The sequence below is a fragment of the Streptomyces sp. NPDC044984 genome, from assembly GCF_040646935.1.
Taxonomy (GTDB): Bacteria; Actinomycetota; Actinomycetes; order Streptomycetales; family Streptomycetaceae; genus Streptomyces.
The window spans coordinates 181,602-199,422 of the sequence record NZ_JBEZBE010000012.1; the positions used below are offsets into that span (position 1 = coordinate 181,602).

16 protein-coding genes and 1 pseudogene are annotated in these 17,821 nt (G+C 70.2%); 8 read left to right on the forward strand and 9 right to left on the reverse strand.

The window, feature by feature from the left end:
• Nucleotides 1-47: 47 nt before the first annotated feature.
• Together AB0A94_RS15835 and AB0A94_RS15840 are read right to left on the reverse strand one after the other, a co-directional pair.
• Entirely contained in the window at nucleotides 48-965 is a 918-nt protein-coding gene (locus AB0A94_RS15835; protein ID WP_361744582.1) for a pyridoxamine 5'-phosphate oxidase family protein, read from the reverse strand.
• A 93-nt stretch (nucleotides 966-1,058) separates the two neighbouring features.
• Nucleotides 1,059-1,514: a VOC family protein gene (locus AB0A94_RS15840; RefSeq protein WP_361744584.1), complete on the reverse strand. Its 456-nt coding sequence runs from the start codon at nucleotides 1,512-1,514 to the stop codon at nucleotides 1,059-1,061.
• A 159-nt stretch (nucleotides 1,515-1,673) separates the two neighbouring features.
• Here AB0A94_RS15840 and AB0A94_RS15845 point away from each other — a divergent pair, with 159 nt between their 5' ends.
• Entirely contained in the window at nucleotides 1,674-2,246 is a 573-nt protein-coding gene (locus AB0A94_RS15845) for a CGNR zinc finger domain-containing protein (protein ID WP_361744586.1), read from the forward strand.
• Nucleotides 2,247-2,517: 271 nt separating this feature from the next.
• Here AB0A94_RS15845 and AB0A94_RS15850 read toward each other — a convergent pair whose 3' ends face one another.
• From AB0A94_RS15850 to AB0A94_RS15865, 4 genes are all read right to left on the reverse strand, one after another.
• Nucleotides 2,518-2,886 (reverse strand): hypothetical protein, encoded by a 369-nt coding sequence (locus tag AB0A94_RS15850; RefSeq protein WP_361744588.1) that lies wholly within the window; start codon nucleotides 2,884-2,886, stop codon nucleotides 2,518-2,520.
• Between the two features lie 347 nt (nucleotides 2,887-3,233).
• Nucleotides 3,234-4,037, reverse strand: coding sequence for a nucleotidyltransferase domain-containing protein (locus AB0A94_RS15855; RefSeq protein WP_361744650.1), 804 nt, complete (start codon nucleotides 4,035-4,037; stop codon nucleotides 3,234-3,236).
• Nucleotides 4,038-4,097: 60 nt separating this feature from the next.
• Complete coding sequence (locus tag AB0A94_RS15860; protein WP_361744590.1) at nucleotides 4,098-4,673, reverse strand: hypothetical protein; 576 nt, start codon at nucleotides 4,671-4,673, stop codon at nucleotides 4,098-4,100.
• Nucleotides 4,674-4,765: 92 nt separating this feature from the next.
• Nucleotides 4,766-5,623 carry a MerR family transcriptional regulator gene (locus AB0A94_RS15865; RefSeq protein WP_361744592.1) on the reverse strand — a complete coding sequence of 286 codons (858 nt, stop codon included), beginning with the start codon at nucleotides 5,621-5,623 and terminating at the stop codon, nucleotides 4,766-4,768.
• An 81-nt stretch (nucleotides 5,624-5,704) separates the two neighbouring features.
• On the opposite strand from AB0A94_RS15865, the pseudogene AB0A94_RS15870 reads away from it, so the two are divergent.
• The 4 genes and pseudogenes from AB0A94_RS15870 to AB0A94_RS15885 form a co-directional block, all read left to right on the forward strand.
• Nucleotides 5,705-5,990, forward strand: a pseudogene (locus tag AB0A94_RS15870) (transposase family protein); the annotation flags it as partial.
• Between the two features lie 158 nt (nucleotides 5,991-6,148).
• Nucleotides 6,149-7,531, forward strand: coding sequence for an erythromycin esterase family protein (locus AB0A94_RS15875; protein WP_361744594.1), 1,383 nt, complete (start codon nucleotides 6,149-6,151; stop codon nucleotides 7,529-7,531).
• Nucleotides 7,532-7,792: 261 nt separating this feature from the next.
• A complete protein-coding gene (locus AB0A94_RS15880; protein ID WP_361744596.1) occupies nucleotides 7,793-8,827 on the forward strand; it encodes an IS256 family transposase in 1,035 nt (344 codons plus the stop codon).
• Between the two features lie 224 nt (nucleotides 8,828-9,051).
• Nucleotides 9,052-9,636 (forward strand): YdeI/OmpD-associated family protein, encoded by a 585-nt coding sequence (locus AB0A94_RS15885; protein ID WP_361744598.1) that lies wholly within the window; start codon nucleotides 9,052-9,054, stop codon nucleotides 9,634-9,636.
• Nucleotides 9,637-10,030: 394 nt separating this feature from the next.
• On the opposite strand, the gene AB0A94_RS15890 is transcribed toward AB0A94_RS15885, so the two are convergent.
• Nucleotides 10,031-12,775: a hypothetical protein gene (locus AB0A94_RS15890; protein WP_361744652.1), complete on the reverse strand. Its 2,745-nt coding sequence runs from the start codon at nucleotides 12,773-12,775 to the stop codon at nucleotides 10,031-10,033.
• Between the two features lie 671 nt (nucleotides 12,776-13,446).
• Between AB0A94_RS15890 and AB0A94_RS15895 the strand changes: the two genes are divergently transcribed.
• Nucleotides 13,447-13,668: a hypothetical protein gene (locus AB0A94_RS15895; protein WP_361744600.1), complete on the forward strand. Its 222-nt coding sequence runs from the start codon at nucleotides 13,447-13,449 to the stop codon at nucleotides 13,666-13,668.
• 326 nt (nucleotides 13,669-13,994) lie between these two features.
• A complete protein-coding gene (locus AB0A94_RS15900; protein WP_361744602.1) occupies nucleotides 13,995-14,138 on the forward strand; it encodes a hypothetical protein in 144 nt (47 codons plus the stop codon).
• A gap of 198 nt (nucleotides 14,139-14,336) precedes the next feature.
• Here AB0A94_RS15900 and AB0A94_RS15905 read toward each other — a convergent pair whose 3' ends face one another.
• A complete protein-coding gene (locus tag AB0A94_RS15905; protein ID WP_361744604.1) occupies nucleotides 14,337-14,894 on the reverse strand; it encodes a hypothetical protein in 558 nt (185 codons plus the stop codon).
• Between the two features lie 454 nt (nucleotides 14,895-15,348).
• Between AB0A94_RS15905 and AB0A94_RS15910 the strand changes: the two genes are divergently transcribed.
• Complete coding sequence (locus AB0A94_RS15910) at nucleotides 15,349-16,389, forward strand: MFS transporter (protein WP_361744606.1); 1,041 nt, start codon at nucleotides 15,349-15,351, stop codon at nucleotides 16,387-16,389.
• A gap of 906 nt (nucleotides 16,390-17,295) precedes the next feature.
• Here AB0A94_RS15910 and AB0A94_RS15915 read toward each other — a convergent pair.
• On the reverse strand, nucleotides 17,296-17,820 hold the full coding sequence (locus AB0A94_RS15915) for a hypothetical protein (protein ID WP_361744608.1): 525 nt from the start codon (nucleotides 17,818-17,820) through the stop codon (nucleotides 17,296-17,298).
• Nucleotide 17,821: the final 1 nt, after the last annotated feature.

Genomic DNA, 17,821 nt, shown 5'->3' on the forward strand with positions numbered 1-17,821 from the left:
CCGGTGATGGTCGTCGGTGCGTGCGGTGCACGCGGTGGGTGCGGATGTCAGCCGACCGGGGGGTTGAAGCGCGAGTAACCGGGGCTGGTCCACCGCAGCGGCGAGGCGGCGGTGATCTCCCGTACGGCTTCGACGGAGAACTCGACCAGGCGTTGCGCGCCGGGCACCGTGGCGATCTCCTCGGCGTCCCACACGGTGCGCGCGGTGCCGGACAGGTGCAGGGTGGCGCCCGTCTCCCAGTCCGGGACCAGGATGCCCGCCGACGCGTTGAGCAGCAGGTTGCCCAGGGTCAGGAACATGGCGTTGCCGGCGTAGTCGGGCCAGCGCAGCAGGGTGGGGGAGGGTACCTGGACGAAGCCGGGGTTGCCGCCGCGGTGGGAGGCGTCCGCGTCGCCGCGGTCGGAGGCGGTGGCGACGAAGAACGTGTCGGCCGCGCGCACCGCCTGCTGCTGGGCCGGGCTGAGTTCGGTGCCGTCGGTGACGGTGCGGTCCGCCGCCCCGTCCTCGCCCGGCCCGGCCCGGCGGTGGTCCCGCTTCTGCAGGTACTTGGGGCAGTTGGCGATGACCTGGTCGAGGTCGACGCGCAGGCCGGCGCCCTCCCGGCGGGCCCGGCCGTTGATGCGCATCCGGCGCCGGGTGGCGGGCTCGATGGCGATCATCCCGATCCGGACGGCCGGTCCGCCGGTCAGGGCCTCGGCCAGCGGGTCCCCCGGCAGGGGCAGGGCGTCGATCATGACGGTGCGGGGGTCGGGCACCCGGAGGAACCCGGCATCGCCCGTCAGTTGGGTGGCCCAGACGCGGCCGTCTCGGTCGGCGCCGCCCAGCACGATCAACGGCTGTTCGGCGAGGAAGTCCTTCGCGACGGGCGGGATGCTCTCGCCGATGCCGCCGAGTGAGAACTCCGCCTGCCCGGTGAGGCCGGCGCGTTCCTGCACCGCGATCTCGCCGCTGTGATACGTGGCCACGGTATGTCCTTTCCGAGCGTGCCGTCTTGCGGTCGTCCGGCGTCCACGGGGGGTCGGCCGGGGTGCCGACACCCCGGTGGGCCGGAGGATTTCCTAGAAGAAGCCGCAGGTGGGGGCGCCGGGGGTCGGGGCGTGGGCCGGGTCGGCACCCGTGGGCGCGTAGATCTCCAGGCGGATGCCGTCGGGGTCGGTGAAGAAGATGCCGCCGGAGACGCCGTTCTCGCCGTGGGGGACGACACCGTCGTAGGTGAACTCCGCGCCCAGGCCGCGCAGCACTTCTTCGGTGGCCCTGACCTCCTCGACGGTCCCGACCTGGAACGACAGGTGGTGCAGCCCCGGCCGGTCGGTGGTGAACGAGCCCGTGCTCTGCTGCCACAGCGTCACGAGCAGCCGGTCCTCCCGGCCGAGGAACGCCCAGCGGCGGCCGTCCTCCTTGCCCTCCGCCATCACGTCGAAGCCGAACACGGCGCGGTAGAAGGCCAGGGAACGTTCGAGGTCGGTGACGTTCACTCCCACGTGCCCGGTCTGCAGGGTCTTCGCCTCAGTCATGGTCCCTCACATGCGTTCACTCAGTGTCACGAGCCCGTCTCGTAACCAGTGAAAAGAACTTTAGGGGTTAGAGGGGAGGGCGTCAACCGCTGATCAAGCGATGACCGGTTACGGTGGTCGTGTGACTCCGCCGTCATCGCCGAGGAAGGACGCCGCACCGTGCCGCCAGTTCCGGGGGTCGACCCCCGCCCCCTGACCGACGAACCGCTCGGCATCGACCTGCTCAACACCCGCTGGATCGACGCCGCCGGCCGTCATGACCTGCTGGACTCGCTCGACGGGCTGGCGGCCTGGCTCGCCGGCCCCCTGGTGAGCCGGGCCCTCGGTGGCGCACCGGCCCCGGTGGACCACGACACGCTGCGGCGGCTGCTCCAGGCGCGCGCCGCCCTGGACCAGGCGATCGCCGACCCGCAGCGCCCGGACGCCGACGCCGTCGAGGCCCTCAACGCCGTACTCGCGCACGGCCGCAGGGGACTCCTGCTGCGCCCCGACGGGCCGGACACCTACGTCGAGGTGGAGACCCCCTCCTGGCTTCCCGCGTGGCGGGCGGCCGAGGACTACCTGCGACTGCTCGCGGAGCGGCCCGAACGGATCCGGTCCTGCGGCAACCCCGAGTGCATCCTGTACTTCTACGACGTCTCCAAGAACGGCACGCGCCGCTGGTGCTCGATGGCCGGCTGCGGAAACCGGGCGAAGGCACAGCGCCACTACGCACGCCAGAAGAAGGTCTGACCGCCGGGGGCCGGGCCTTCTCGTGCGGCGCGATCCCGCGGGGGCGTCAGGGCGCGGGCGGCGGGGCGCCGGAGAGCTCCACCTCACCCGAGCCTCGGCCCCCGCACCGTGGCCGAACCGGAGGAAGCCGGCGATCTCGCCCGGCGTGCCGAGGGGGCCGGCGGCTCCGGGGCCGGGGCGTCCTCGCGGCCGGCGTTGGTGTGCTCGGGCGCGAGGTGGGCGACGGCCGTTCGGGTGGCACCCCGGCGTCGGCACCGGCCGTACCGTGACGTCAAGTCGTCGGAAGAGCGAGCTGTACCGACGAGTACGACGCGCTGACGTCACGCGACGGGCAACCACCGTGCGACCCGCTACCCGCCACGAGCGAACGGCCCGGCAGCATGAAGCCGGACGAACGCTCGCCGTTTGCGGCTGGTGACAGCGTTCTCACCGGCACCCCGGCCACGTCGCGGTCTTCGCCGAGGTCGTCGTCACCGACTACCAGCGGTTCCTCAACCACCGCCGCTCGCTCCGACTGGAGATCGAGTACAGCGAGGTCACCCCCGAGGAGTGGGCCGACTTCGAGGAGCACTTCGACAAGCGCAAGGTCGGACTCGGCGACTGCGCCCGCCCTTACGGCACCCCCCGCAACCACGAGCACGCGTGCATCCGCCGCCCGATGCTCCAGGTCGACCCCAAAATGCTGCCCCGCCTCGCGGAGATCAGAAGGACCTCCTCCTTCGCCGCGAACGGGCCCAGGAGGAGAGCTGGCTCGGCGAGGCCGAAGGCATCGACCCGACCCTGACCTTCCTCCGTGCCGAGCAAGCCGAGGCCGCACGCCTCGTCAGGAGACCGGTCACCGACCTCGGCATCCCAGCCCCGTCCTGAGGAGGCGCAGTGATCCGCAACGAAACCCGGCCCTGCGAAGGGCACAGACCTCGCGGGAGCCGCACCAGCCGGTCGTTCTCCACGGCTGCCGACTGGTCGACCACGTCACCACGGCTCCCCTCAGGGCGTGATCTGCCTGCACACCTCGGCAGCCAGCCCGTCAGCGGCATCGAGCACGGCGGACAGAACGCCTGGGGTCATGCCGGACATGGCGAACAACCCGTGAACCCGCACCGCGAAGTCCGCAGGGGCGGCCGGGAGCTGTGCCGCGGCCTGAACAGCTCCCTTTTCGTTCAACACCCAGCAACCCGCGTGAGCATGCAGGCCCTGCACAAGAAGCCCCACCGCGCGGAAGAGGCAGCCGGCGACATAGAAGGCGTCTCCACGAGCCGCTCCCTTGCGGGCGTTGGCCAGGGTGAAGGGAGCCTCCCACCGCACGTTGGCGATCAGTGCCTCGCGCAACGGCTCCGGATAACGGCGAGTCTTCTCTTGCAGGGCCCGCAGTTCACCACCGGGATCAGCGAGAACGCGTCCGACGGCCACCTCGCCGACATAGGCATGGGAGTACACCCCAAGCGGGTGACCGGCCTGAACGCCTACCTCGAAGCGCCCCGCCTGGCACTCTTCCCAGATCCGGTGAACGCGATCCAGATCGCGGTAGATCCAGTCGACACGGCAACCGTCAACGGTCAGCCATGCTCCACCGTCCACCCACGGCCCCCAGCCGCCCGGTTCCGTCACCTCGACCGATTCGCCAGTCAGCTCGGACGCGAGGAGACGCAAGGCAGCAGTGTCCAGCGGCGGCCGGTAGTACAGACCCAGATCGAAATCGGAGTCGGGCCGGTGTGTTCCCCTCGCTCGGCTGCCGCCCAGACACACGCCGACCACTCCGCCGACGTCGGTCAACCGATCCGCGATCTCCATCAAACGATCCACAGCCCAGAGTCTGCAGAACCAGATCACTCACTGCGACCCCATTTCTCCTCACCCTCCGCCCTCGGGCCCACCCCTCCGGGTGAAGTGCAGGGAGCCTCCGCCACCTTGAAGGCGCAGGTCAAGGAGCTGGTGTGACCGGTGCTCGGGTATCCAGCTCAGGCGGCCCTTCTCGTCAGTCGGGGCGAGGAAGTGCAGGCCGTGGCCGCGGTGCTTGCCGGAGTGGTTCCGCCGGTCGGCCTTGCCAGTGCGACGCTGGGTGCGGATGAGGGTGCCGTCGATCAGGACCACCTCCCCACCCTGCTGCACGACCTTCTTCGAGGCGCGGTCCAGGCGCGGCGCCTGGGCGGCGAGCAGCCCGATGAGTTCGTCGCGCCAGCGGCGGACGGTGGACTCGGACACGTCGTTTCCGCCGGCCATGTCGGCCAGACGCTGGTCATGGCGCAGCACGGCCGGCACGATCACCGCGATCTTCCCCGGCGGCAGGATCCGCCACCTGGACCGAGTCGCCTCCGGATGACGCCTGAGCAGGTCGGCGAGGTGGTCGACGGTGCGCGTGGACAGCGGCAGACGGCACTGATGGTCAAGCGGGCAGGTACCCTCGGCATACTCTTTGGTTTTCGTCACGCAATTCTAACGGCCGTCGGGGGCAACGGGGTTACTCGTGCCGCACCACTCCGGGCTGCTCCTGTCGGGCTCGCCCCGAGGGCCGACGCCAGTCAGCAGGTCCGTGGGGTGTCGCCGTCCTGATCGGCCGAGTGAAACAGTTCGATGACACGTTCCTCGTACCGGACGCGGGCCGGGGAGAAGTCGTACGGCATCTTGCCGATGGCCTCCGTCACGCTCATCCTCGCCCCGCCTTCTTCCTCGCCGGCGTGCTCGTCCTCCTGGTCCAGGAGGCCGTCGAGGACCTCGTCCAGGCCGGATCCTTCGATGGCGGCTGCCAGGGCGGTCTCGTGATCACATCGCCGGGTGGCCAGGTCTTCGATGCGAGGGTCGTCGGGGGACACGGTGTCGTCCAAGGCCGCCTCGGCCTCGGCCAGACAGTCTTCCTCGGCCCGCAGCTCGGGGTGGGTGGCCAGGACGATGAACCGGTCGGCCTGGACAGCGGCGCCCAGAGGGCCGAAGATGCGCTCCGTGACCAGGAGGGCATCGAGGTCGGCGGAGCGCAGGGCTCCGGGCGGTAGATCGCGCAGGCGGCCGGTGACCAGCGGTGAGAGCAGGCCCAGGGGACTGCCCACCTCACGGAGGCGGTGCACGGCGGCCCGCTGGGCTTCGATGGCGGCCGCCTTGGAAGCGAGGGACTCCTCCAGCCGGGCCAGGGACTGCTCGATGCCGGTGGTGCCCTTGAAGGCGGCCCGGATGTCGTCCAGGGAGATACCCGCATCGGCCATCTTGCGGATCCACAGCAGGCGGATCATGTCGTCGTGTCCGTAACGGCGGCGGTCGTCGCTGCCGCGTTCCGGTTCGGCGAGGAGCCCGATGGCGTGGTAGTGGCGGATGGCGCGGGGCGTGGTCCCGGCGAACGCGGCGGCATCGCCGATCTTGACCCGGCGGGGAATCGCAGGAAGGGGCATGCGAGGGAACCTCTCGATGTCGTGCTCGCCGCCTACTGGACCACATGCTGCTACGGCACATGCAACCAGCGTGCCCTGGACCGGATCATCCGGATCCGCGAACGCCAGGGCGTCCTCGTCCCCGTCCTCGCCGACCGCGCCTGCATCGGAGCCGGCCCCTGGGCGACCACACCACTCAGACGCCCGCCCCGCCGAGAACTCGCACCAGCCCAGCGCACGCCGGACCGGGCATTGTCAGCGGCCCGAGCACCGGTCGAACGGGGGCGCAAGGCTGAAGCCCTGGCGGATCTTCCGCAGAGCCCGATGCAGCCCGAACCGCCTGTCGCCGATCGCCGCAGCCGTTCTCACCCTGGAGCGTCAGCGCTGAAAACGCTCAGTGATGGTCGAGCCATCGGCGGGGCGCCGCAGGCGGGCGGCAGGTCCCGGAGTGGCATCCGCTCCACAGCGGACCTGCGGTTATCCCCAGGAGGAAAACTGAAGGTGGCAGGCTGCCCGGGACCTGCCGCCCATCGGCAGCCTTGATCCATGCCTGTATTTCACGGACCACATCGACTGCATCGGTTACTGCTGCTCCTGCTGGCGCTGACGCTCGGGGCCGGCACGCTGACGGTCGCCGCCCGGCCGGCGCACGCGAACGCGACGACCACCACCGATCCGGTGCGCGAACTGGCGCGCGTCGCGCAGCCGCTGCGCTCCACGGAGGCCGGCGCCCTCGGCAGCGACCTGCGCCCGCTCGGCCGCATGATCGGCTCGGCGAAGATCGTCGGCCTGGGTGAGGCTACGCACAGCTCTCGGCAGTTCTTCACGATGAAGCACCGCGTCTTCCGGTACCTCGTCGAGGAGCAGGGCTTCACCACCTTCGCGCTGGAGGCGCCCTGGTCCACCGGCCTGGTCCTCAACGAGTACGTGGTGTACGGGAAGGGCGACCCGGAGAAGCTCATGCGGGAGGAGTTCCAGAGCTCGTACCGGATATGGAACACCCGCGAGTATCTCCATCTGCTGAGGTGGATGCGCGCCCACAACGTTCGCCACCCCGACCGCCCCGTGCAGTTCATGGGTGAGGACAACGGCTACGCGGGACCTGAGCTCTTCGACGCGGTCACGGACTATGTGTCCGCGCACCACCCGGAGCTGCTGCCGGAGTTCCACCGCCTTTACCGCGAGCTCCGGCCGACGGGGAGCGTGGAGGAGACCGTCAACGAGAACCTGGCCAAGCCCGTCGCCGAGCGCGAGCGGACGGCCGCGGACGTGCGGCGCGCCTACGAGCTGCTTCAGGCGCAGGGGCCGGACGGGAACCGGCAGGCGTACGAGTGGATCCTCCAGCACGCCAGGGCCATCTCCCAGACCGGCACCCTCTACGCGTACTACGACTTCTCCGATCCGGAGAAGATCGCTCGGGCCATGCTCTACCGCGACCAGATCATGGCGGAGAACACTGTGTGGTGGCAACGGCACACCGGCCACCGGATGCTGTTGTCGGCTCACAACGGCCATGTCTCCTACGAGTCCGACAACCCTGAGCAGTATCCGAAGACCCAGGGGGAGTTCATACGCCAGACGGTCGGGACCGAGTACGTGAACATCGGTTACACCTTCGGGCAGGGCTCGTTCAACGCGATGGATCTGACGGATCCGGAGGAGCCCTACCGTCGCTTCTCCGTGAAGCCGCTGGGCGCGGGCAGCAGTGAGGAGGCGCTGGAGCGAGTCTCGCGCCGGGACTACTACGTCGATCTGCGGGCCGTGCCCGAGCCGGCGCGAGACTGGCTGATGGCGAAGCGGCTGACCCGCTCCATCGGGAACGCCTGGCCGGAGGACCCCTACCAGACCTCGCTCGGGCGCCAGTTCGACGTGCTGATACACCTCCATCGCGTCACGGCCGCGGATCTCCTGCCGGCGACCCGGGACTGAAGGTCCCGGGCTTGCACAACCGATCGGCTGTGATCATTCTCCGGTACCGAGTCCGCCAAGTCGCAACGACGACAGCTCAGTGGGGTCGAGGACCGGCAACGGAGCGTCAGCCACCGCACCGGTCCCCGACCCTACTGAGAGCAATGCTCAATACCTGTGGATCAGCCCTGACGGAAGGAGGCGTACCTTCCTGATGGATCGATCGATCGACAGGTCATCGAGCAAGGCCGGCGTTGCCGCGTCGGTCGGGAGGGCACGCCTGTGCTTGCGGTGGTCAACGAGGACGGCACCACGCCAAGCGGCAGTTCGCTGCTGAACGAGATCGTCCGGGAAGGCGCACGGCGGATGCCGGCCGCCGTGCTGGAAGCCGAAGCCAACGCCCGCATAACCGAGTTGGCCGATGAGCGCGATACCAAGGGGCGCCGCCTGGTGGTCCGCGACGGCCATCACCAGCCCCGGCAGGCCGATCACACCGCGTTCATGGACCGCGACCTCGCGGAGGTCGACTACGCGCACGTGGGGGCCGACGGCATCCGCCTCAACGTCCGTCCGGAGGAGGCCAAGGCCTGTGTCCTGGTGCTCATCGGGGTGCGCGCCGACGGCTCCAAGGAGCTGGTCGCGCTCGAGGACGGCTACCGCGAGTCCGGTGAGTCGTGGGCCGAGCTGCTGCGGGACTGCGCCCGCCGGGGCATGCGCGCCCCGGCGCGCGCGGTCGGGGACGGTGCCCTGGGCTTCCGGAAGGCGCTGGCCGAGGTGTTCCCCACCACCCGCGAGCAGAGGCGCTGGGTTCACAAGACCGCCGATGTCCTCGACTCCCTGCCGAAGTCCGCGCCGCCCGGTGCGAAGAAGGCCGTCCAGGACATCTACAGCGCCGAGGACATCCGGCACGCCGAGGCGGTGATCAAAACGTTCGCCGAGCTCTACGGGGCGAAGGGCTCCAAGGCCGTCAAGAGGATCACCGACGACCGGGCCGGGCTGCCGGCGTTCCACGCCTTCCCCGCCGAGCATCGGATCCATCTGCGGACCACGAATCCGATCGAGTCCACGTTCGCTACGGTCCGGCCGCGGACCAAGGCCACCCGCGGCGCCGGTTCCCGCACCGCCGCCCTGGCGATGGTCTTCAAGCTCGTCGAGTCCGCCCAGCAGCGGTGGCGGGCGGTGAACGCGCCCCACCTCGTCGCCCTCGTCCACCCCGGCCATCGGGCCTCCGCCGCCGTCGCCACTGCCACCGGGCTCACACCCCCCGACGAACGGCACGACGGCGAGATCCGGTGGCACCGGAGCATCAAACGATGACTTCCCCGGTCCACAGGTCTTGACCATTACTCGGGCGAAACGCGGTGGAGCGCGACGGCATCCTCCCTGAACTCCTCCGGATACGGAGACTTGCGTCCCACCTGGGCATCCCTCCCCGGACCATCAAGATCCATTGTCAGGGTGTCCACACCGAAGGATCATCCTCACAACCGCCACCACCCGACCCGGCCGACCTGTGCGGTCACGGCACTAGCCTTGCTCGCATGGCGGAGTTCAACGGGGTGGAGGTCGTCGCGTTCGAGGATGCGGCTGCCTTCGAGGAATGGCTGGCCGGGCATCACACCCGCCGTGAGGGCGTGTGGGTCAAGGTGGCGAAGAAGGCGTCGGGGATCGCTTCGGTCACGGATGGCGAACTGGTCGACGTGGGGCTGTGCTGGGGCTGGATCTCCGGGCAGCGCCGGGGTCTGGACGACCGGTACTACCTGCAGAAGTACGGGCCGCGGCGGCCGAGGAGCATGTGGTCGCGGGTGAACGTCGAGAAGGTCGCGGCGCTGGCGGCGGCGGGCCGGATGCGAGAGCCCGGCCTTGCCGAGGTCCGACGGGCCCAGGAGGACGGCCGCTGGGACCGCGCGTACGCATCGCAAGCGACCGTCGTGGTCCCGGACGACCTTGCCGCGGCGCTCGCCGCGGACCCGGCGGCGCGTGCGGCGTTCGACGCGCTCGACCGGACCGCCCGCTACCTCGTGATGCTCCCGCTGCTCCAGGCCACGACCCCGGAGACCCGGCGGACACGGCTGGAGCGGGCGGTACGGGACCTGGCGGAGAGGCGGCAGACGGGCGAAGGGTGATCGTCCCGCCTGGCGTGCCCGTGCTGTCCCTCGGACCGGGGGCAGCCGGCTGAGCACCGGGATTCAGGCGTCCATGGGATCGGCCGGCGACTCGTACGACGATGCCCTGGTCGCGCCTTCACCACCAGGGCCGAGGCGAATCCCCCGCTCTTCGAGTACATCGACGGCTTCTACACCAGCCGACGCATCCGGAAACGCCCCGGTCACCTCAGCCCGATCGAGGTCCGAGGAGAAGCACCACACTGGCCGGGCAACGGCCGGCTCACGTTCTTCGGCAGCAGGCCGCGCCGGGGCCGGACGGGACGGCCGGGATCCGCGTGACCTCGTGAAGCGCGGGGCCCGGGCAGGCCGGACCCCGCACAAGAGGGTGTTCACGATCCCTCGTACACCGTGCTCACGGCTTGTCGAGCACCGTTCCCGTCAGCACCGGCCCGTCGGGCAGCGGTTCGGCGTTGTCGTCGGTCAGTGCGAGACGCATCGACTCGGTCGGCTCGGCCACCTGGTCCCGCACGATCGGCACGACGAAGTCCACGCTGGTGCTCCCGGGCGGGATGTTCAGCCACACCCACAGGCTCGCGTCGGACAGCGGCCGCTCGGGGTCGGGCACGTCCCCGGACCAGTCCATGAGCCACTGCGGGTCCACGTCCTTGGTGGACAGCTCGGCGCCCTCGGTGACCGGAAGCACCCGCACCGGCTGCCAGATGTTCACCGCCGTGGGCGCATCCACGGACAACCGCCAGGTCAGCGTCTCTCCCTCGGTCACCCGGTCCGCGACCGGCGACAGGGTGATCACCGGCTCGGGGTCGTCGTTCTCGACGGTGAGTCCGCCCCGGTGCTTGCCGACGACGGCATGGTGGACGGCCTTGACGGCGATGTCGTGCGCTACGTCATAGCCGTAGACCGCGTCGCCCTTCACCTCGACCGGCACGTCGATCACGTCGCTGCCGGGCCGTACGGTCACGAGGCGGTTCTCGGTCCGGCCGCTGTCCGGGTCGAGGACGTACACGCGGACCTGCCCGCTGCCGTGCCCGGAGATCTCGACCGGGACCCGGTAGGTGCGGGTGCCCGAGTCGCCCTCCTTGACGATCGTGCGGCCCACGTCGACACGCGGCAGTGCGGTCGCCTTCACCGCCGAAGTGCCGGGCGCCCAGCCCCAGGCGTCCATCAGCCAGGCCCGCCCGGACTGCGAACGGGGCGTCAGTTCAAGGGACTTGACGTGCCTGAGATCGAGCCCGGCCCGGGTCGCGGCCGACAGCGGGACGCGCAGCTCCTGAGCCCAGTAGGAGGCGGTGCTCGCGGAGCCCGGGAGCCCGTCCACCCGGACCGAGCCCAGCGTCACCCGACGGTCGGAGGAGTCGGTGACGGACACGTCGAACTTCGTGCCGGTCGTGTTCGGCGGTACGAAGACCCGGAGCGCGAGCTTCTGGGAGGTGCGGAGGGAGAGCGGCTCGGCCGGAGTGATGCGTGCGGCCGTGCCCGGCGCGGACCACTTCAGGTCCACCGCGCTGCGGCCGGTCTCCTGTTCCGTCTCCCACCACGCGAAGTGCGGTGACGATCCGGAGGTCTCCGGGTCCAGACAGGCCACGGCCGGGTCGGGGTCGATCGCCGAACACAGCCGGGCCCCGGCCACCTTCACCCCGCCGTCCGGCAGGAAACCACCGCTGCGACGGCCGCCGACCGCGTGGGTCAGCACCCGGGCCGGGTCCGCGGACGGGGCCCGCTTGCCGGAACCGTCGAGCAGCGGACGCACCCGGTCGTCCCCGGCGAGGAAGAGCCGGGCCGCGGCGGCGATGTACGTGGCGCCCGCCTTGTGCTGCTGGGCGGCGGTCAGCCGGGTCGCGGCACCCGGCGTGCACACCGGGTCCGGCTGCTCCGGGTCGGTCCCGAAGTCGTCCCCGGCCGGTGCGACGGCCTCACCCGGGGTCCACTCGCTGTTGAAGTAGTTGTGGTTGGCGCCGATCATGTAGACCGCGCTGTGCAGGGCCGTGCCCCGGCTGATCCCGCGCGTCCCGTCGACGAAGTTCTGGCCCTGGAGGTCCGACACGTCGCCGTCGCAGCCCGGCAGCAGCGTCACGGACGGCACGTCGGCGACCGGGTTCTGGCCGAAGATCGTCGGTCCGATGAGCACGGTCCCGCGCACCTTCCAGCGCACCGGGCCTCGGTAGCCGTCCTCGGCGGCCGGCGGCGGGTAGAGGCTGTCCATGGCGGCTCGGTTGACGCCCTCGCCACCGCGTGAGTGGCCGACGAGCAGGACACGGGAGAGGTCCGCTCTTGCCGCCTCGCGTACGACGGCCGGGGCGGAGGAGCGATGGGCGGTCCAGTCGGCCCAGCGGGCGAGGTGCTGCCGTACCAGCGAGGAACGCGCCTGCGCGCCGGCGTCCTCGGCCTCCCAGTCCTGGGCGTTGATGCCGTTCGCCGAGATCGACACCGTCACATAGCCCTGGGAGGCCAGCAGTCGCTGGTCGCGCAGGTAGCCCAGGTGGCTCGGGATCGGCTTGTAGCCGTCCGCACAGGGCCAGTCGCCGGTCACGTCGTCCTCGGAGCCCGGCTTGTAACAGGTGCCGTGGCGGCCGTGCAGGAACAGCGCGAGCGGCCGGCTGCCGGTGGCGCCCTTCGGCGCCACCACCTCGGCGGTCATCTCCACCGGGGTGTCGAACCCGGGCAGGCGCACCGGGTCGAGGTCGTACTTCCCGGTGACCGTGCGGTACGAGCCGGGTCTGCCCGGATCAACGCCGTTCGCCGGTGCCTGCGCGGGCATCCGTGCCACGCGCGAGCCGGACCTGTGCGTGTCGTCGGCCGCCGCGTCCAGTCGGCGCCCCCCGGCCGTCACCTGAAGGTCCGTCAGCTCTTCGAGTGGCGTCCCGCCGAGGGCGAGCCGGAAGGTCCTCCCGTCCCTCGCCGGCTTCGGCGCCCCGAGCAGCCGGTCCCCGGTACGGAACTCGACCCGCGCGTCCCCCATGGGCACGGCCTCCGGCGTACGCCAGACCAGCTCACGCGCCCCGCCCTCCCCGGTGATCCGCCACCCCGGCGGAAGCGGATTGTCGTCCGTCGTGCTCAACGGACTTGATTTGTAAGGCTGTTCGGCCTGTGCCGGTCCGGTCGAGCCCGCCAGGGCCGCCAGCACCGCCACGGCGGTCACACATATTCGCCGGGCACGGATCAATGGTCCTCTCCTCAAAACCCCGTGCGCAGACGTCCCGTCGGTCTCGGGCGCCCCTCGCGTCACCTAGGACGGGGGAGGGGCATCCGCGGGTTGTCCGTGAGGAGACGCCGACAACGGGCGAGCGATGTGATCAAGCCAGTGCAGCTGTTCGCTCTCCGGTACGTCGTCGCGAAGCACGCCGGCTTCCACGTCCTCGCACACGAACCGGATCATCAGGAGGGAGTTGGTTCCATCCGTCCCAGCGGGCACTTGGGACAGGAGCGGTTCGGTCACATGGTCGTGATCAAGCAGAGGCACAGCCGTCCACTCGTACGCGTTGCCCACCACCGGCAGAGTCGCTCCTCGCCCGTCGACCAGGTCGGCCGGCTGAGGACGCAGCATGCGTACGGTCCCCTTTGGCGCTCCAGTCGCAGCTGACTGTTTCTGCCGGCCGGACACGGTGAGGGCCGTAAGGCCACCGGAACCGTTTCTGTGGCCACCCTTGCCGCTGTCGAGGTGGCGGACATGGCTGAGAGGAACGCGTGGACCGGCATGACGAGGGTGATGTGCCGGTACCAGCCCGGATGGCGTCGAGTCACATGATCAACGGGGTACCGGACGGCGGGGCCACGGTGGAGGTCTCGGTTCGGGGAAGGCCACACAAGAGCGTGGAGATCGACACCACCGTCACCATGGCGGTGCTGATCGACCTCGGCGTCCAAGAACCGGAGCGCATGCCCGCCTCCTGCGCCCGAAAGGACGGGACACATCCTTTTGCCCATACCCGGCCCGCCCATCAGGGAGTGGCCGCGCCTGTCGACGTGCGGTCGGCCGCTGTTGTGCTCCTTGCTGTTCCACCCGTCACCGTCCCCTCGTTCCTGAGACCATGACCGCCAGCCCATCCGGGCCCGGTCCGGTCTCTTCCAGGGACGAACGGAGACCGCAGTGCCCAACGCCGAGCTCGCCGTGCGCATCCTGCGCACCATCACTGAAGACCCTGACCACTATGACCAGGCCGACTGGCTGGAAGACGTCGATATTCTGCACCCCGCCGACACGCTCAGCGATGGTGCCCCTGAGTGCGGCACCACGCCGTGTGTCGCCGGGTTCACCGCCCACCTCGCCGGCTGTACCCTCACCGCCGCCGGGATCCCGCGCGTCCACAAACCCGGCCACCCCCGCCCTCGTCTGCGACGTCACCCGCGACGAGCTCGGCTTGAGCGGCAGCGACGCCTTCTGGCTCTTCTGGGGCGCGCGCCGTCCGGAGCATGCCCGGGCCGCCCTGCAGCAGCTCGCTGATGGCGCGGAGACGATCGACCGGTTCGCCACCGGCGCCCACCCGGGCACGACCACCGGCTGACCGCTCCGTCCCGCCGCGCACGGCCCCGCCCAGCACACCGCCCGCAGGGCGGGGCCGCGAACGACTGTGCTTGCGGCTCATCCCGCGCCACCGGCCTCCACTCAACCCCTCAGGGGACTGGTGGCAGGTGATACGCGAGCCCACCAGTATCAGCCTCCTTCTCCGGCTCGCCCGTCGAGGGCACCGGATTGCGGCGCGTCAGACGGTTTGCGGCCTCCAGGTCTTCGGCGACGGGTTGTCGGCTGTCGGCTGTGGAACCTTCGCGCAGGAGGTGTAGCCCGACAGGAAGAGGGAGGTGGCCAAGTTGTTCCACGCCAGGTCGAACTGGTCACCCGTCGCCGGATCCTGGACGCGGAAGCCGAACTCGACGAAGTCCTTGCCCCGGCGGTTGCCGTCGTGGATGAGGGCCCAGCCCGCCGAGGTGAACTTCCGGCGCAGGCGAGCCTCCGTGGCACGGGCGACATCGGCTGGGATGTCTTCGACCGTCCAGCTGAGGTCGAAGGCGACGACGTCGGGCAGAGTCTTCTCGATGCTGAGGCCACCCGCATAGCAACTGTGGCTGGGGATCACCCGGACGGGCCTCACTGCCTTGTGGGGCGGCAGGGTCATGCCGTCGTACGCCCACTGCGCGCGGTCCGTCAGACGCTGGGAGAGCGTCGCAGGGTCGGCGGAGGGGTACTCCCGCTCCAGCACGGAGCAGCCCGTGGTCGTCAGGGCGGCGAGCAACAGGGCCAGGAGTGTGGCGGTCTTCCTCATGGAGGCGACCGTACGAACGAGACGGCGCCGACCGCATGAGCACGGGTACTCAAACCCGCAGGAAGGATCTGGGGGCGAGGTGACAGTCCTGGCAGCGACAGCGGGATTCTTCGGGGAACTGACGACAGTTGAACGGCGAGCCCACCAGTACCGAGGCCGTCATCACCGCAGTGATACCGCCGACGCCGGCCTCGCGCTGATCCCCGCCCACTGTGCCACGTGTGAGGCTGCCTAAGTCCTGGCCGTCACGGTCCTGGCCTTCTGGCCACTGACGATTCCGGGTACCGTCCCCGGGCCCTGTCCACCCTCGCCCCCAGCACTCTCGCAGCCCTCGCGACCGACTACCCCGTCGCTATCACCACCGCCGCGAGGGCTCTTGAAAACCTGGACGGAAATGAGGACTTCGGTACCGTCCGCGACCACGGTCCGAACTGGCTCACCGAGGCTGCGGACGATGTACGCGAGTGTGCCCATCGCGGGCTGGCTCGACCAGCTGACGCTCACGCATCTGTTCATGGCGGCACTCGTCTGCGGCACCTGGGCTGTGTTCTTCAACACGGCTTGCCACACGTACGTTCCGGCCATCCCGGTACAGCCGGATCTCGCGGACGGTAACGCAAAGCTGCAGGCAAGCGAAGCGGGAACCCGGGTGCTGGGCAGGAGCGCGGCCGGCTTCACGGCCCAGGCCCTCGGTGCGACGGCGGGACTTCTGCTGGATGCTCTCACCTTCCTTGTCTCCACGGTGTGCCTGCTCGGTATCCGAACCCGAGAGGAGGAGCCCGCACGTCAGGCAGGGGCAACGCGTCTGGTCCGGGAGATAGCCGTGGGGCTGCGCTTCCTGAGCCGTGACCCGTATCTGCGGCCCATCGTGGTCTACGGCGCCACCCTCAATCTGCTGCTGATGGGCTACCAGGCCGTGCAGGTCATCTTCCTGGTCCGGACGATCGGTGTCAGCGCCGGCGCTGTGGGCCTGCTCGTCATGTGTGCCAGTCTGGGCGGAGTTTTGGGTGCGTTGCTTGCGTCTCGTCTTTGTCGCCTGTGGGGCAACGCACGGGCCCTGGTGCTCACTCAGGCTCTGGCCTGCCCCTTTGCGCTGCTCCTGCCCCCCACCACCCCCGGCCTGGGCCTGTTGCTGTTCGCCCTGGGAGCATTCGTGCTCGGTGTAGGAGTGTCGGTAGGCGACGTCGTCGTGGGCACGTTCCGCCAGAGTTACCGTCCGCCACACCTGCTGGGGCGGGTCTCGTCGGTTTGCATGGCCACCGACCAAGGCACGATCGCGATCGGCTCGGCACTCGGCGGCGTCCTCGGACCGGCCATCGGTATTCGCCCCACCATGTGGGTGCTGACGGCACCCCTTGCTCTCACGTGGCTGCTTCTGGTGTTCAGCCCTGCGGGCAAGGCGCGTGAGCTGCCGCTCGCCGTCGGCCCGGGACGTCGAAACGGCCAGTCAGCTGGTGTTGCTTCGCTGCCTGGGGCTGTTGGGGGACAACCGTAGGCCGCACCCTCGGATGGAGCGATCGCCGCTCAGTGCCAGCTCCTGTACTTTCGTCCCTGAACATGCAGGTCACAGGCCCCTTGCGGTGGTTCTGCGGCGAGTTTTTCGACTCGCGTCCGGCTGTGGTGTGTGGTGCGCTTTCGGGAGTGTTCGAGGTGCCTTGCCCGGTTGCTCAGGACGAGGGTGGCGGTGTGGTCCAGTGGCGCTCGAGAACGAAGATGTGCCACTGGCCAGCCGGCCGATCCTGTCGGCTCTGGCCTTCGCCGGCAGTGAGCTGACGGCCGAGGCCAGCCGCGGACGGAACGCACGGTCGGAACACCGCCTCTTCGCCAAGAGAACGCGCTCAACGGCAAGACAGCGTCGGCCCCGTCCGGAAGCCGGGCGGGGCCGATGAGCCGGGTGATCGTGAAGGGCGGTCGCCTACGCGGCGAAAGGCTCCATGAGGCTTCAGCCGAACGATCGTCCTCATGGGCGATAAGTGAGGCCCGGGGACACTGTCCCCTCCACAACCACGCCTCGTCCAACCACACCCGGCGCCTGATTGTTCCCCGGCTCCCGGACTGCGGCAGCGCCGAAGCGGGAAGTGGCTCTGCATCCCGGCTCGGGGGACCGCGGAGCGCGGAGCCGCGCACCGTTCTCCCGCGCCCCGTCCACTGAGGGGCGGCGTCACGCGCTGCGGCGCGGCTTCCGGCCGACCGCCTGCGCTCCATGGTGGCCCGATAGCGGTCCTGACCCCGCCGAAGCCGGGATCACCCGAGTACGACGCTGCCCGCCTCGGCGCTGATCTGTCGCAGTGGAGCGGAACGCCCGCCGGGCCGGCGCCCAGGTGAGGCGCCGGCCCGGCGGTTCGCCGTCGTCGAGGTCCGTTTCTGGGGACTTGCCCACCGTCCCCGTCCTCCCGGCCGCTCACTCCTGTCGCACGGCCTGGCGCATCCAGCGGAGGCGGTCCAGGGAGCGGCGGCGCATCCACAGGACCCAGAAGCACAGCGCGAGCATGCCGACCGCGAAGAGAAGGGGGAAGACCAGGGACCCGCTGACGGCCCCCAGGACGAACATGCCGACCGCGACGAGGCCCATGGCGCCGAACCAGTACGGCAGCCACTTGCCCGCCCGCTCCATCTGGCCGAGCTGCTCGGCGATCAGCCGTCGCATGGCCGCCTGCTCCGCGGGGTCCTGCGGCACCTCATGGTGCCGGATCTTCCGGCTCAGATCGGCGAGTCCGCCCGCGTCGGTGCCCACGGCTCGGGCGGCCCGGCGGCGCTGGACGGCCAGGACCGCGACGGCGACCCCGGTGTAGAGAGCGCTCTGGAACACCCAGACAGCCGGGTGCTCGTCCCTGCGGAGCAGGGCCGTGGCGCCCAGCCCCAGCAGGAAGACCAGGATCGCCTGCGCGATCAGACTGCGGTCGAGTAAGCGCTTGAGCGAGAGCACA

Coding starts and splice junctions, on each gene's coding strand:
- AB0A94_RS15885 (WP_361744598.1), top strand. CDS start 9,052: ATGGCGGAGTTCAACGGGGTGGAGGTCGTCGCGTTCGAGGATGCGGCT.
- AB0A94_RS15855 (WP_361744650.1), bottom strand. CDS start 4,037: ATGGAGATCGCGGATCGGTTGACCGACGTCGGCGGAGTGGTCGGCGTG.
- AB0A94_RS15840 (WP_361744584.1), bottom strand. CDS start 1,514: ATGACTGAGGCGAAGACCCTGCAGACCGGGCACGTGGGAGTGAACGTC.
- AB0A94_RS15875 (WP_361744594.1), top strand. CDS start 6,149: ATGCCTGTATTTCACGGACCACATCGACTGCATCGGTTACTGCTGCTC.
- AB0A94_RS15865 (WP_361744592.1), bottom strand. CDS start 5,623: ATGCCCCTTCCTGCGATTCCCCGCCGGGTCAAGATCGGCGATGCCGCC.
- AB0A94_RS15910 (WP_361744606.1), top strand. CDS start 15,349: ATGTACGCGAGTGTGCCCATCGCGGGCTGGCTCGACCAGCTGACGCTC.
- AB0A94_RS15905 (WP_361744604.1), bottom strand. CDS start 14,894: ATGAGGAAGACCGCCACACTCCTGGCCCTGTTGCTCGCCGCCCTGACG.